Source organism: Streptomyces sp. NPDC001634 (genome assembly GCF_040298185.1).
Lineage (GTDB): Bacteria > Actinomycetota > Actinomycetes > Streptomycetales > Streptomycetaceae > Streptomyces.
Map to the genome: position 1 here is coordinate 1 of NZ_JBEOZU010000011.1, position 13844 is coordinate 13844.

5 protein-coding genes, 1 tRNA gene and 1 rRNA gene are annotated in these 13844 nt (G+C 68.7%); 6 read left to right on the top strand and 1 reads right to left on the bottom strand.

The genetic code is table 11. The annotated features are described in order from the left end of the window. Nucleotides 1–150 precede the first annotated feature (150 nt). The 3 genes from rrf to ABT186_RS09470 all read left to right on the top strand — a co-directional run bounded on the left by rrf (nt 151) and on the right by ABT186_RS09470 (nt 1201). Nucleotides 151–267, top strand: a 5S ribosomal RNA gene (rrf, locus tag ABT186_RS09460). A gap of 112 nt (nt 268–379) precedes the next feature. Beyond that, a complete protein-coding gene (locus tag ABT186_RS09465; RefSeq protein ID WP_351237987.1) occupies nt 380–1042 on the top strand; it encodes a DegT/DnrJ/EryC1/StrS family aminotransferase in 663 nt (220 codons plus the stop codon). An 86-nt stretch (nt 1043–1128) separates the two neighbouring features. After that, nucleotides 1129–1201, top strand: a tRNA-Thr gene (locus ABT186_RS09470). A 92-nt stretch (nt 1202–1293) separates the two neighbouring features. Here the strand turns inward: ABT186_RS09470 and ABT186_RS09475 are convergent. Then, nucleotides 1294–4038 carry a SpoIIE family protein phosphatase gene (locus ABT186_RS09475; RefSeq protein WP_351232075.1) on the bottom strand — a complete coding sequence of 915 codons (2745 nt, stop codon included), beginning with the start codon at nt 4036–4038 and terminating at the stop codon, nt 1294–1296. A gap of 376 nt (nt 4039–4414) precedes the next feature. Between ABT186_RS09475 and ABT186_RS09480 the strand changes: the two genes are divergently transcribed. The 3 genes from ABT186_RS09480 (at nt 4415) to ABT186_RS09490 (ending at nt 13716) form a co-directional block, all read left to right on the top strand. After that, nucleotides 4415–9883 carry a HAMP domain-containing protein gene (locus ABT186_RS09480; protein ID WP_351232071.1) on the top strand — a complete coding sequence of 1823 codons (5469 nt, stop codon included), beginning with the start codon at nt 4415–4417 and terminating at the stop codon, nt 9881–9883. A 277-nt stretch (nt 9884–10160) separates the two neighbouring features. Next, nucleotides 10161–10844: a response regulator gene (locus tag ABT186_RS09485; RefSeq protein WP_351232069.1), complete on the top strand. Its 684-nt coding sequence runs from the start codon at nt 10161–10163 to the stop codon at nt 10842–10844. A 151-nt stretch (nt 10845–10995) separates the two neighbouring features. Next, nucleotides 10996–13716, top strand: a complete 2721-nt coding sequence (locus ABT186_RS09490; RefSeq protein WP_351232067.1) for a DNA translocase FtsK — start codon at nt 10996–10998, stop codon at nt 13714–13716. The last annotated feature ends 128 nt before the right edge of the window (nt 13717–13844 follow it).

Genomic DNA, 13844 nt, shown 5'->3' on the forward strand with positions numbered 1-13844 from the left:
GCCAGATCTGGAAGCACGGCAACGTGTGGAGGTGACTGGTACTAATAGGCCGAGGGCTTGTCCTCAGTTGCTCGCGTCCACTGTGTTGGTTCTGAAACCACGAACAACCCTGCCATGAAGGCGGTGCGGTAGTTCACAGTTTCATAGTGTTTCGGTGGTCATAGCGTGAGGGAAACGCCCGGTTACATTCCGAACCCGGAAGCTAAGCCTCACAGCGCCGATGGTACTGCAGGGGGGACCCTGTGGGAGAGTAGGACACCGCCGAACAATTATTCAGAGCTGGTCCCCGAACTTCGGTTCGGGGACCAGCTCTTTTGTGTTGCGCGACACTTTGCGTTCACTTTGCCCCACCAGCATCCCGGTCATGGGTACTGCTGCAATGCTCAGGGCTGCGGGAGTCGGTGTCGGTGACGAGGTCATCGTGCCGGCCTTCGGGAACATCGAGGTCGCCGAGGCCGTGACCCTGGCCGGTGCGACGCCGGTCTTCGCCGACATAGACCCGGCCACGTACTGCCTCGACCCCGTCGCCGTCGAGGCAGTGGTGTCCTCGCAGACCATTGCAGTAGTCGTGGTCCACCGCTTCGGGCGGTCGGCGGACGTCGCGGGGCTGCACGAGGTGGGCCAGCGACACGGCCTTCTGGTGCTGGAGCAGGGCGAGTCCGAGACGCCGTACGCCGAGGTCGCACAGCGTCGGGAGCGGGCCGCGTTTCTCGACCGGCGGCTGCGAGGCGTGTGGACTCCCGACAGCAGCGGGGGCCACACCTATCAGCAGTACGTCGTGCGGGTGCCGGGCAACGGGCGGCCGGACCGGGATGCCTTCGCACGGGCCTTGAAGGCCAGGGGAGTTGAGTGCCGGGTGCCGGTGAAGACTCCTGTGCACCGTATGCCGGGGTTCCGGCGCGACGTGTATCTGCCCGAGACCGAGCGGGCCGCTGACGAGACGCTCTCGCTGCCGGTGGACGCATTGCTGACGAAGCGTGAGATGAACCGGATCGTCTCCGCGTGCAATGCGCTGGGCGGATTGCTGCAGCGCGCTTTCTGAGGCGGTTCCCTCGTGGTTGGGAGCACAGGCCGGTTCAGGGTATGATCTATTCCGTTGCCGGGAGGGAGACCTCGAAAAGGCAACAGGCCCCTATAGCTCAGTCGGCAGAGCGTCTCCATGGTAAGGAGAAGGTCAACGGTTCGATTCCGTTTGGGGGCTCCGACAAAAGGCCTCGCCCATCAGGGCGAGGCCTTTTTCGTGCTCAGCTCGGGCCCGTTCGGAACGACCCGGGCCCGAACCCGGGCCTTCCCTCAGTCCTTCGGAAGGCCCGGCACCCGCATCGCGAGAATCGCCATGTCATCGGAGGGGGCGTCGGACGCGAAGCGCTCGACGGCGCGCATGATGCGGGCCGCCACGGCGCCCGCCGTAAGGCCCGTGCAGGTCGTGAGGACATCTGTGAGGCCGTCGTCGCCCAACATGCGCGTGCCCTCACGGCGTTCGGTGACACCGTCCGTCACGCACAGCAGGACGTCGCCCGGATCGAGCGTGACCGTCTGCTCGTACAGCTCCAGGTCCTCCATGACGCCGAGCAGCGGCTGTGGTTCCGCGGCCGGTTCGACCGTGCCGTCCTGGCGCAGCCGGAGAGGGAGCGGGTGGCCGGCGCAGACGACCTTCAGGACCGCGCTGCCGTCCTCCTGGGGCCACAACTCGCCATACAGCAGCGTCAGGAACCGGCTGCGGGCGCCCTCGTCGAGGATCGCGGAGTTCAGACGTTCCAGGACCGCCGGGCCGCCGAAGCCTTCGCGGGCCAGCAGGCGCAGGGCATGGCGGGCCAGGCCCGTGACCGCGGCTGCCTCCGGGCCCGTACCGCAGACGTCGCCGATGGCGAAGCCGTATGCGCCGTCGCGGATCGGGAACAGGTCGTAGAAGTCGCCGCCGACCTCGTTGCCCTCGCCCGCCGCGCGGTAGATGACCTCGACCTCGACGCCGTCGACGCGCGGGAGTTCCGGCGGGAGCAGGCTGCGCTGGAGGGACTGGCTGATGGCCGTGCGTTCCGAGTACAGCCGGGCGTTGTCCAGTGCCAGGGCCGCCCTGCGGCTCAGGTCCTCGGCCAGTTCCAGGATTTCCTGGCGGAAGTGTTCGTCCGTCGGCTTGCCCAGCGTCAGCATGCCGATGACGCGGTTGCGGGCCACGAGGGGGAGTACGACCGTTTCGCCGCCCACCGCCGAGGCCGTGGCGAGCGTCGTGCCGATGCCGGAGCTGACCGTTGCGGGCTCGCCCAGTCCCAGGCTCCGCATGGAGGTGCGCAGGGCCGCATCGTGGGCCGCCGCCGCCGGCGCCGTCCAGACCCTGGCGCCCGGTGTGGGAATGGGCTCCGGCGGGGGGATCTTCGACAGGAGCGCCTTGAGCCCGTCGATGCGTTCCTCGTCCTCGTGCAGGACGTAGGAGAGGTAGGGCTCCGAGGCCTGGTCGGCGATCGTGTAGACCGCGCACCAGGTGGCCAGGGTCGGGATCGTCATCTGGGCCATCAGCGCGAGCGTCTGGTCCCGGTCCAGGGTGCCTGCGAGGAGGTCGGAGGCCTCGACCAGGAAGCTCAGCGAGCCGCGACGCAGGCGTTCCAGCTCGCCCAGGCGGGCCGATTCCACGGCCAGGGCGATACGGTCGGCCGCGAACTGGAGGCGCAGCGCCTCCTCGTTGGAGTAGCGGGTGGGCGCCTCGGCGGCGACACCGAGGGAGCCGGTGAGCCGGCCCTCCACCTTCAGCGGGACCGTCACCACCGAGCGCATGCCCGTGCCGTTCAGCAGGGGCACCGCGCCCGGTACGGCCGTCAGGTCGTCGTGGACGGCCGGCATGCGGGCCGAGCCGTAGCGGCCGGGGCCCGCCTCGACGGGGACGCGGGCGAAGCGCTGGCGGGCGGAGGGCAGGCCGGTCGAGGCGCGTACCTCCAACTCCGTTTCGTCGTCGGTCGCCAGGAGGAGGAAGGCCGCGTCGCCGTCGAGCATGTCGCGGGCGCGCTCCACCGTGCGTTGGAGCAGGCCGTCGAGGTCATCCGGGGCCGGGGAGCCGATGAACACCTCGAAGGGGTCGGCCTGGCCGTCCGGGGAGTTTGCCGTGTCGGGTGCGGGCCCGCGCAACGGGGTCTGCAGGACGGCGCGTTCGTGGTCCCGTACGAGCAGACAGACCGTGGACGGTTCGCCGGCCGTGTCCCTTACGCGGAGATGGGAGGCGTAGACCGGGGTCACACGGCCGTTGGCGCCGCGGATGCCGTAGCTGCCCTCCCAGCGCGAGAGTTGGAGGGCCTCCGCGATGCCGGTGCCGGTGCCGGGGGTGTGCGGCCAGGCGGCGAGGTCGGTGAGGGGTTTTCCGGTGACCTTTTCGGCCGCGTATCCGAACAGTTCTTCGGCGTCCTCGTTCCAGGAGGTGATGGAGGACTTGCGGTCGATCTGGACGACCGCGACGCGGACCCGGCCGTCGGCGAGCGGCAACAGGTCTGCGGGGAGGGAGGGCCCCGCCGCGCGCGTGCCCACCGGCCTTTCGGGGAGGTCGAGTTGGAACCAGACCTGTTTGTGCGTGGGTGTGTACTCGACGCCCCAGCGGCCGGCCAGGGCGGCGCAGAGCTGGAGGCCGCGCCCGCCCTCGCGGTCGGGGCTGCCCATGTTGACGGCGGTCGCCTGCAGCGGGATCTCGCGTTCCGGGTACCGGTCGGCGACCTCGATGCGTACGCCGTCGTCGCTGCGCAGGCACAGGACGTCCGCGGCGGTGCCCGCGTGGACGACGGCGTTGGTGACCAGTTCGCTGGTGAGGACCACGGCGTCGTCCACGATGTCGACGAAGCCCCAGCCCTGGAGCGTGTCGCGGACGAAGGAACGGGCGGTCGCGACCGATCGTCCGACGGGCTCGAAGCTGGCGGCCGCGCGCGCGGTGATCACAGAACTCCTCGTCCGGTTGTCGACATGCAGGACTGCCGGGCCGACCCGCTCCTGCCTCGGCAGTGCCTGGTTCCCCCTCGGCCGGGGATCCTGGGGCTGTCCCCCAGAATGCAGTCCGGTGGTCATGGTGCGGTGCCCCTCCGATGCCTGCCCGCTGGTGCTCGTGCCACCGTCCAGACCGGTCGGACCGGTGTGGCTGGACAGCCGCATGCAAGGTTACTTACCTTCGCCGTCCATATGGATGCCGGTCGCCGGTGATTACGTCCGGAGGGTGTGCGAAGCGTGTGCGAAGCTGCCGAACTGTTATGGCCTGGTTCAGGCATGGTGAAACACTGGGCAAGCTTCTAGAGAAGGTCCGGGCAGGCTGAGTGTCTTTCGCCACGACGGGCAGGAGCACGCCCGCGTGCCCGGCACGACGGGCAGCACCACGCACCAGCAACCGGTATGTCGAGCAGTACCCCTGAGCACAGCAGTGATGGTCGACCCCTGCGGGAGGGACACAGTGGAGTCTGGCGCAGCGACGCGGGCCACGAAGACGCGCGCAAAAGGCGGACAGTCCCTGAACAACCAGCGCAAACCGCGCAATGGGACCACCGCGGTGGACACGGTGGCCCTGAACCGGTTGCTGGCGGCCCTGGTGTCGATGCGGGACGGCAATTTCCGGAAGCGGCTGACGGTTCCGGGCGACGGAGTGATGTCCGAAATCGCCGCCGTCTTCAACGAGGTGGCCGCCCGCAATCTGCATCTGACCGGTGAGCTGGCGCGGGTGCGGCGCATGGTCGGTCGTGAGGGGAAGCTCACAGAGCGGCTGGAGACCGGTGCCTGTGAGGGCTCCTGGGCGGCCGCGATCGATGCCTCCAATGCGCTCGTCGATGATCTCGTACGGCCAGTCTCCGAGGTCAGCCGAGTGCTGTCCGCGGTGGCCGAGGGCGATCTGTCGCCGCGTATGGAACTGCGGACGCACGGGCCGGACGAGGCGGGGCATCCGCTGCGCGGGGAGTTCCTGAAGGTCGGGCGTACGGTCAACAATCTGGTCGACCAGTTGTCGACGTTCACCGATGAGGTCACGCGGGTGGCCAGCGAGGTGGGTACCGAGGGCAAGCTGGGCGGGCAGGCCCGGGTACGCGGTATGTCCGGTTCGTGGAAGGACCTCACGGATTCGGTCAATACGATGGCGTATCGACTGACCGCGCAGGTGAGGGACATCGCACTGGTGACCACGGCGGTCGCGAAGGGTGACTTGTCCCGGAAGGTCACGGTTCATGTCGCCGGCGAGATGCTGGAGCTGAAGGAAACCGTCAACACGATGGTGGACCAGCTCTCCTCCTTCTCCTCCGAGGTGACCCGCGTCGCCCGCGAGGTGGGCACCGAGGGCGAGCTGGGCGGCCAGGCGCAGGTGCCCGGGGTGGCCGGCGTGTGGAAGGACCTCACCGACTCGGTGAACCTGATGGCGGGCAATCTGACCGCCCAGGTGCGCGGGATCGCGCAGGTGACGACGGCGGTGGCCAACGGTGACCTGTCGCAGAAGGTGACGGTGTCGGCGCGCGGCGAGGTCGCGCAGCTCGCCGAGACGATCAACCAGATGACCGAGACGCTGCGCACGTTCGCGGACGAGGTCACCCGGGTCGCCAACGAGGTCGGCGCCGAGGGCCGGCTCGGCGGTCAGGCGAATGTGCCGGGTGCGGCGGGTACGTGGAAAGATCTCACCGATTCGGTGAACACGGTCTTCCGGAATCTGACCACTCAGGTGCGGGACATCGCCGCCGTGACAACGGCCGTGGCCAACGGTGACCTGTCACAGAAGGTCACCGTGGACGTCGCCGGCGAGATGCTGGAGCTGAAGAACACCGTCAACGGGATGGTGGACCAGCTGTCCGCCTTCGGCTCCGAGGTCACGCGCGTGGCGCGGGAGATCGGCGTCGAGGGTGAACTGGGCGGCCAGGCGCAGGTGACGGGTGCCGCCGGTACGTGGAAGGACCTCACGGACTCCGTCAACACCGCGTTCCGCAACCTCACCGGCCAGGTGCGCAACATCGCTCAGGTGACGACGGCGGTGGCCAACGGTGACCTGTCGCAGAAGGTCACGGTGGACGTCTCCGGTGAGATGCTTCAGCTGAAGAACACCGTGAACACGATGGTGGACCAGCTGTCGGCGTTCGCCGACCAGGTCACGCGCATGGCCCGGGACGTCGGCACGGAGGGCCGCCTGGGCGGCCAGGCCGTGGTGCCGGGCGTCAGCGGCACCTGGAAGGAACTCACCGACTCCGTCAACTTCATGGCCGGAAACCTCACCTCACAGGTGAGGCAGATCGCCCAGGTGACGACGGCGGTGGCCCGTGGTGACCTGTCGCAGAAGATCGACGTGGACGCGCGCGGCGAGATCCTGGAGCTGAAGAACACCATCAACAACCTGGTGGACCAGCTCTCCGCCTTCGCCGAGCAGGTGACCCGGGTCGCCCGCGAGGTGGGCACGGAGGGCCGTCTCGGCGGCCAGGCGCAGGTCCCGGGTGTGGCCGGCGTGTGGCGCGATCTGACCGACTCCGTGAACGGCATGGCCGGCAACCTCACCACCCAGGTGCGCAACATCGCACAGGTCGCGACCGCGGTGGCGCGCGGTGACCTGTCGCAGAAGATCGACGTGGACGCGCGCGGCGAGATCCTGGAGCTGAAGAACACCCTCAATACGATGGTCGACCAGCTGTCCAACTTCGCCGAGCAGGTGACGCGGGTGGCCCGTGAGGTGGGCACCGAGGGCATCCTCGGCGGGCAGGCGGAGGTCCAGGGTGTCTCGGGCACCTGGAAGGACCTCACGCAGTCCGTGAACTTCATGGCGAACAACCTGACCATCCAGGTGCGCAACATCGCCGAGGTCACGACCGCGGTCGCCAAGGGCGACCTGTCAAAGAAGATCACGGTCGACGCCAAGGGCGAGATCCTCGAACTGGTCACCACCGTCAACACGATGGTCGACCAGCTGTCGTCCTTCGCCGAGCAGGTGACGCGGGTGGCCCGTGAGGTGGGCACCGAGGGCATCCTCGGCGGCCAGGCGCACGTCCCCGGCGTCACCGGCATCTGGAAGGACCTCAACGACAACGTCAACCTGATGGCCAACAACCTGACCACGCAGGTGCGCAACATCTCCCAGGTCGCGGCGGCCGTCGCCAACGGCGACCTGACACGGACCGTGACGATCGAGGCGCGCGGCGAGGTCCAGCAGCTCGCCGACACCTTCAACACCATGGTGAAGACGCTGAGTTCGTTCGCCGACCAGGTCACCAAGGTGGCCCGTGAGGTGGGCACGGACGGCATCCTCGGCGGCCAGGCGCACGTACCGGGTGTGGCCGGTACGTGGAAGGACCTCACCGAGTCCGTGAACCAGATGGCGTCCAACCTCACCGGCCAGGTGCGCAACATCGCCATGGTCACCACGGCCATCGCCAAGGGTGACCTGACCAAGAAGATCGACATCGACGCGCGCGGCGAGATCCTGGAGCTGAAGACCACCATCAACACGATGGTCGACCAGCTTTCCTCCTTCGCCGAGGAGGTCACGCGCGTGGCCCGTGAGGTGGGTACGGAGGGCCAGCTGGGCGGCCAGGCACGCGTGCGTGACGTCGACGGCACGTGGCGGGACCTCACCGAGTCGGTGAACGAGATGGCCGGGAACCTGACCCGGCAGGTGCGCGCCATCGCGCGCGTGGCGACCGCGGTGACCCGCGGCGACCTGAACCTGAAGATCGATGTGGACGCCTCCGGCGAGATCCAGGAACTTCAGGACTACATCAACAAGATGATCGCCAACCTGCGCGACACCACGATCGCCAACAAGGAACAGGACTGGCTCAAGGGCAACCTGGCCCGTATCTCCGCCCTGATGCAGGGGCGCCGGGACCTGGAGGACGTGGCCTCGCTGATCATGAGCGAGCTGACGCCGGTGGTCTCCGCGCAGCACGGCGCGTTCTTCCTCGCCATGCCTCCGGTCGACGGCAAGGACCAGGGCGCGGGCACGGACGACGCGTACGAGCTGCGCATGCTGGGGTCGTACGGCTATTCGATGGGCTCCATGCCGACGTCGTTCCGCCCGGGTGAGGCGCTCATCGGGACGGCCGCCGAGGAGAAGCGCACGATCCTGGTGGAGAACGCGCCGAGCGGCTATCTGAAGATCTCCTCCGGGCTCGGGGAGGCGCCGCCCGCGCAGGTCATCGTCCTTCCGGTGCTCTTCGAGGGGAAGGTGCTCGGCGTCATCGAGCTGGCATCCTTCACGCCGTTCACGCAGATCCAGAAGGACTTCCTCAACCAGATCGCCGAGATGATCGCGACAAGCGTCAACACCATCTCCGTGAACACCAAGACGGAGGTGCTGCTGAAGCAGTCGCAGGAGCTGACCGAGCAACTGAGGCTGCGCTCCGAGGAGTTGGAGCAGCGGCAGAAGGCCCTCCAGGCGTCCAACGCCGAACTGGAGGAGAAGGCCGAGCTGCTGGCCCAGCAGAACCGGGACATCGAGGTGAAGAACACCGAGATCGAGGAGGCGCGGCAGGTCCTGGAGGAGCGCGCCGAGCAACTCGCGGTCTCCATGCGCTACAAGAGCGAGTTCCTGGCCAACATGTCGCACGAGTTGCGCACCCCGCTCAACTCGCTGCTGATTCTGGCCAAGTTGCTCGCCGACAACGCCGAGGGGAACCTTTCGCCCAAGCAGGTGGAGTTCGCCGAGACCATCCACGGCGCCGGCTCGGACCTGCTGCAGCTGATCAACGACATCCTCGACCTGTCGAAGGTCGAGGCGGGCAAGATGGACGTCTCCCCGACGCGTATCGCGCTCGTCCAGCTCGTCGACTACGTGGAGGCCACCTTCCGGCCGCTGACCGCGGAGAAGGGCCTCGACTTCTCCGTACGGGTCTCGCCCGAGCTGCCCGCCACGCTGCACACCGACGAACAGCGCCTGTTGCAGGTGCTGCGCAACCTGCTGTCCAACGCGGTGAAGTTCACCGACACGGGGGCCGTCGAGCTGGTCATCCGGCCCGCGGGCGGCGACGTGCCGATGGCCATCCGGGAGCAGCTCCTGGAAGCCGGTTCGCTGCGGGACCCGGACGCGGACCTGATCGCGTTCTCCGTGGCCGACACGGGTATCGGCATCGCGGCCAGCAAGATGCGGGTGATCTTCGAGGCGTTCAAGCAGGCGGACGGAACCACGAGCCGCAAGTACGGCGGTACGGGGCTCGGGCTGTCCATCTCGCGCGAGATCGCGCGGCTGCTCGGCGGCGAGATCCACGCGCAGAGCGAGCCCGGACGCGGCTCGACGTTCACTCTGTATTTGCCGCTGCACCCGAGTGAACTGCCGCCGCACGGCTATTCGCAGCTCGCGCCCGCCATGGAGGCCGACGAGCTGCTGGCGTCCGAGGCGGAGCTGAACGCGCCGGACATCGAGACCCCGGCCGAGGTGAAGTCGTACCAGGAGACCCAGAACGGGCCCGCGGCGCTCTTCCGGCGCCGCCGCAGGGCGGTGACCGCGGGTGTGCAGCGCGGCGGCGGTGCGGGCCAGGAGCAGTGGGCCGGAGAGCGTGAGGCCGCGCAGCAGCCGCGGCAGGGCGCCCGGTTCGACAGCGAGAAGGTGCTGATCGTCGACGACGACATCCGCAACGTCTTCGCGCTCACCAGTGTCCTGGAGCAGCACGGTCTCTCGGTGCTGTACGCGGAGAACGGCCGCGAGGGTATCGAGGTCCTGGAACAGCACGATGACGTCGCGGTCGTCCTGATGGACATCATGATGCCCGAGATGGACGGCTATGCCACGACCACGGCGATCCGGCGGATGCCGCAGTTCGCCGGGCTGCCGATCATCGCGCTGACGGCGAAGGCCATGAAGGGCGACCGGGAGAAGGCCATCGAGTCGGGGGCCTCCGACTACGTGACCAAGCCGGTCGATCCCGATCATCTGCTGTCTGTGATGGAACAGTGGATGCGTGAGGAGTGACGGGCACCCTGAACGTTCACACGGAGTTGCTGACTGAGTGTGGCCGTTGCCGTGTAGAAGTGCGGTGTACGGGGAACCTTCTGGTCTCCTGCTGCGTTTCTGCTACGTGCACAGTGACATCGCGGTGACAGGGTGTGGCGACGGGCGGGGTGCGGCTACGATGACCGGCACAAGGACGGGCGGCGCAAGGGAGTCGTCCCCTGGGGTGGCGCCGGGCGGCGTCACCCCGAGTCCTGCGGACAGGGGAGGCCCCACGCCGGGGCGAGGAGGGCGGGCCATGGTGCAGAAGGCCAAGATCCTCCTGGTCGATGACCGGCCGGAGAATCTGCTGGCGCTGGAGGCCATCCTCTCTGCGCTCGATCAGACGCTGGTCAGGGCATCGTCCGGGGAGGAAGCGCTCAAGGCACTGCTGACGGACGACTTCGCGGTCATTCTGCTGGACGTCCAGATGCCGGGCATGGACGGTTTCGAAACCGCCGCGCACATCAAGCGACGGGAGCGGACCCGCGACATCCCGATCATCTTCCTGACCGCCATCAACCACGGCCCGCACCACACCTTCCGGGGGTACGCAGCGGGTGCGGTGGACTACATCTCCAAGCCGTTCGACCCGTGGGTACTGCGCGCGAAGGTCTCGGTGTTCGTCGAGCTCTACATGAAGAACTGCCAACTCCGTGAGCAGGCGGCCCTGCTGCGGCTCCAGCTGGAGGGCGGCGCGAAGTCCGCGGGAGGCGGCAGCAAGGAGCCGGCCGGTCTCCTCGCGGAACTCTCGGCGCGGCTCGCGGCGGTCGAGGAGCAGGCCGAGGCGCTGTCCAAGCAGCTCGACGACGAGTCGGCGGACGCGGCGGCGGTGGCCACCGCGGCCCATCTCGAACGCAAACTCACGGGCCTGCGCAGGGCGCTGGACGCGCTGGAGCCGGGTGCGGGCAGCGGAACGCCACAGGTGCCATCGCAGAACTGAGGGCTCGCGCCGCATACGTGTGCGGGGCGGTGACGTCGTGCGGCTCGGCCCGGGGCGGAGCCCCGCGACGGCCGCCCCAACGCCGGGTTGAGGTGGCGTCAACTGCGGGCAACACCTCGGACGACACGAACGGGTGAACCCGTGGCCACGCGTGTCACCTGTCGTCTCCACCGGTAACCTCACACTCATGGCCCCACGTCCCGCAGCCAAGAAGTCGCCCGCGAAGAAGGCGGCTGCTCCGAAGAAGGCTCCGGCGAAGAAGGCCCCCGCGAAGAAAGCGCCCGCCAAGAAAGCCGCGGCGAAGAAGCCCGTCCCCGCGCCGGCGCCCAACCCGACCGGGGGCGTGTACAGACTCGTACGCGCTCTGTGGCTCGGCGTCGCGCACGCCGTCGGAGCCATGTTCCGCGGCATAGGACGGGGCGCGAAGGGGCTCGACCCGGCGCACCGCAAGGACGGCCTCGCGCTCCTGCTGCTCGGTCTCTCACTGATCGTTGCTGCGGGCACCTGGGCCAATCTGCGCGGTCCCGTCGGCGACCTCGTCGAGATGCTGGTGACCGGCGCCTTCGGCCGCCTCGACCTGCTCGTGCCGATCCTGCTCGGTGCGATCGCCGTGCGCCTGATCCTCCACCCCGAGCGGCCGGAGGCCAACGGCCGCATCGTCATCGGGCTGTCCGCGCTCGTCATCGGCGTACTCGGCCAGGTGCACATCGCCTGCGGCGCACCCGCGCGCAGCGACGGCATGCAGGCGATAAGGGACGCCGGCGGGCTCATCGGCTGGGGCGCGGCCACACCGCTGACGTACACCATGGGCGACGCCCTCGCCGTACCGCTGCTCGTCCTGCTCACGTTCTTCGGCCTGCTCGTGGTCACCGCCACGCCCGTGACCGCCATCCCGCAACGGCTGCGGCGGCTCGGCGTGAAGCTCGGGATCCTGCACGACCGGGAGGACGACGTCCACACCGAGGACGACGAGCGGTACGACGAGCAGTGGCGCGAAGCGCTGCCCCGCTCCCGGCGGCGCGGGTCCGCCCCCGAGGCGTACGACCCGGACGGAGCCGAGCAGGAGGCGCTCTCCCGGCGCCGCAACCGTCCACGGCGCCCCGCCGTGCAGCCCGCCATGGGGCGGCAGATGGACGCCGTGGACGTCGCGGCGGCCGCCGCCGCGGCCCTCGACGGTGCCGTCCTGCACGGCATGCCGCCGTCCCCGATCGTCGCCGACCTCACCCAGGGCGTGAGCGTGGGCGACCGGACGGAGGCGACGCCGACGCCCGTGCCGGCCGCGCGCCCCCAGCAGGAGAAGCTCCCGGCCGACTCCGCGGTGCCCGATCTGACCAAGGAGGCGCCTCGGGAGCCCCGCGACCTCCCGCCGCGCGCCGAGCAGCTCCAGCTCTCGGGTGACATCACCTACTCGCTGCCGTCCCTCGACCTCCTCGAGCGCGGTGGACCGGGCAAGGCGCGCAGCGCCGCCAACGACGCCGTCGTCGCCTCGCTCACGAACGTCTTCACCGAGTTCAAGGTCGACGCGGCCGTCACCGGCTTCACCCGCGGCCCGACGGTCACGCGCTACGAGGTCGAGCTCGGTCCCGCCGTGAAGGTCGAGCGGATCACGGCGCTCGCCAAGAACATCGCGTACGCCGTCGCCAGCCCCGACGTGCGGATCATCAGCCCGATCCCCGGCAAGTCCGCGGTCGGCATCGAGATCCCGAACACCGACCGCGAGATGGTCAATCTCGGTGACGTGCTCCGCCTGGCGGATGCCGCCGAGGACGACCATCCGATGCTGGTCGCGCTCGGCAAGGACGTCGAGGGCGGCTATGTGATGGCCAACCTTGCGAAGATGCCGCACATCCTTGTCGCGGGTGCGACCGGTTCCGGCAAGTCGTCCTGCATCAACTGCCTGATCACCTCGATCATGATGCGGGCGAGTCCCGAGGACGTGCGGATGGTCCTCGTCGACCCCAAGCGCGTCGAGCTGACCGCCTACGAGGGCATCCCGCACCTGATCACGCCGATCATCACCAACCCGAAGCGGGCCGCCGAGGCGCTCCAGTGGGTCGTACGGGAGATGGACCTCAGGTACGACGACCTGGCGGCGTACGGCTTCCGGCACATCGACGACTTCAACGAAGCCATCAGGAACGGCAAGGTCAAGCCGCCCGAGGGCAGTGAGCGCGAGCTGCAGCCGTATCCGTACCTGCTGGTGATCGTCGACGAGCTGGCCGACCTGATGATGGTCGCGCCGCGCGACGTAGAGGACGCGATCGTGCGCATCACGCAGCTCGCGCGTGCCGCCGGCATCCACCTGGTGCTCGCCACGCAGCGCCCGTCCGTGGACGTCGTCACCGGTCTGATCAAGGCGAACGTGCCGTCCCGGCTGGCCTTCGCCACCTCGTCCCTGGCCGACTCGCGCGTCATCCTCGACCAGCCCGGCGCCGAGAAGCTGATCGGCAAGGGCGACGGGCTCTTCCTGCCGATGGGTGCGAACAAGCCGACCCGTATGCAGGGCGCGTTCGTGACCGAGGAGGAGGTCGCGGCGGTCGTCCGGCACTGCAAGGACCAGATGGCGCCCGTCTTCCGGGACGACGTCACCGTGGGCACCAAGCAGAAGAAGGAGATCGACGAGGACATCGGCGACGACCTCGACCTGCTGTGCCAGGCGGCCGAGCTGGTCGTCTCCACGCAGTTCGGGTCCACCTCGATGCTCCAGCGGAAACTGCGCGTCGGCTTCGCGAAGGCCGGACGCCTGATGGACCTCATGGAGTCACGGCACATCGTCGGTCCCAGCGAGGGTTCCAAGGCACGTGACGTTCTTGTGAAACCCGACGAACTGGACGGCGTGCTCGCGGTGATCCGTGGGGAGTCTCAACCGTAGGGATTCGGGCGCTCCCGGTCCGCCGTACGAGTGGGTCGCCCGGGCGTGGTCGTCCGCATCGGACGCCGAGCTCGGCCATGGGGTCGTGACCCACTCGTAAGCGATCCGTGAGCAACCGTTCCCGTATG